We start from the raw sequence: 864 nt of genomic DNA, 5'->3' as shown, positions 1-864 counted from the left end.
TGGCAACTTCGAGTTCGAGGTCACGTTGAGCTACCGGCGTCTGGAGCGTCCCCGGCGTGTCGACGTGACCTTGCGACACAGGCGGTAGTAGTGATCTGCCTATGGGTGATCGTCGTCGTGTGGGTGCGGGTGAGTACGCCGAGCGGGTGAACGCTGCGGCTCGGCTACTGGAGGGCGGCGTCCCGATTGTGGACGCCGCCCTTGTGCTGTCTGCACGTTTCGCGGTGTCGCTTCGTCAGGCTCGGCGTTACGTGGATGTGGCGTCGTCGCGTGGGCGGATGGTCGTTCCGGAGCCGAGTGTCGTCTTCACGGTGAAGCTGCCAGTCGTGTTGGCTGAGCGGATCCGTGACTATGCATGCCTGCGTGGGGCGACGATTTCTTCATTGGTCAGCCGCGCTCTGTCTGATTTCCTCGCCGCGGCTGGATCGGGAAGTCCGCCGGATGAATAGCCGGACGATCGCCCTGGAGTATGTATTTGATCGCCATGCCGCCCGGGACCTGTCGATCGCGTATGGGGTCCTGGTTCCACAGCGGCGCCTGAAGATCCAGAATAGTCAGCAAGGAGGAGAGCCGCATGACCACAGTGGTGATTTATGCCCGGGTATCGTCGGACCGGCAGAAGAAGAACGAGACCATCGTTTCGCAGACGGCGGCGCTGCGTGAACGTGCCCGGGAGATGGGGGCGGCGCTGCCGGAGGAGTGGGTATTCGAGGATGACGGCCATTCGGGTGGGACGCTGATGCGCCCGGCGCTGGAGCGGCTGCGGGATCTGGTGGCCGCGGTCCAGATTGACGTCGTGCTGTGCTATTCCCCGGACCGGCTGGCGCGGAAGTTCGCCTACCAGGCGCTGCTGATGGAGGAGTT

General features: G+C 63.9%; 2 protein-coding genes. Both read left to right on the top strand.

Translation table 11 applies throughout. The annotated features are described in order from the left end of the window. Nucleotides 1–101: 101 nt before the first annotated feature. A complete protein-coding gene (locus MJ797_RS27710; RefSeq protein WP_239342364.1) occupies nt 102–449 on the top strand; it encodes a hypothetical protein in 348 nt (115 codons plus the stop codon). A 125-nt stretch (nt 450–574) separates the two neighbouring features. Continuing rightward, on the top strand, nt 575–864 hold a 290-nt coding region (locus MJ797_RS27705), incomplete at its 3' end, for a recombinase family protein (RefSeq protein WP_239342362.1).

The organism is Protofrankia sp. CiP3 (assembly GCF_917627345.1).
Lineage (GTDB): Bacteria > Actinomycetota > Actinomycetes > Frankiales > Frankiaceae > Protofrankia.
This window is presented reverse-complemented; position numbering and strand designations above follow the sequence as displayed.

Bases quoted from the DNA above. Each gene is read 5' to 3' on its own strand.
- MJ797_RS27710 (WP_239342364.1), top strand. From the start codon at position 102: ATGGGTGATCGTCGTCGTGTGGGTGCGGGTGAGTACGCCGAGCGGGTG.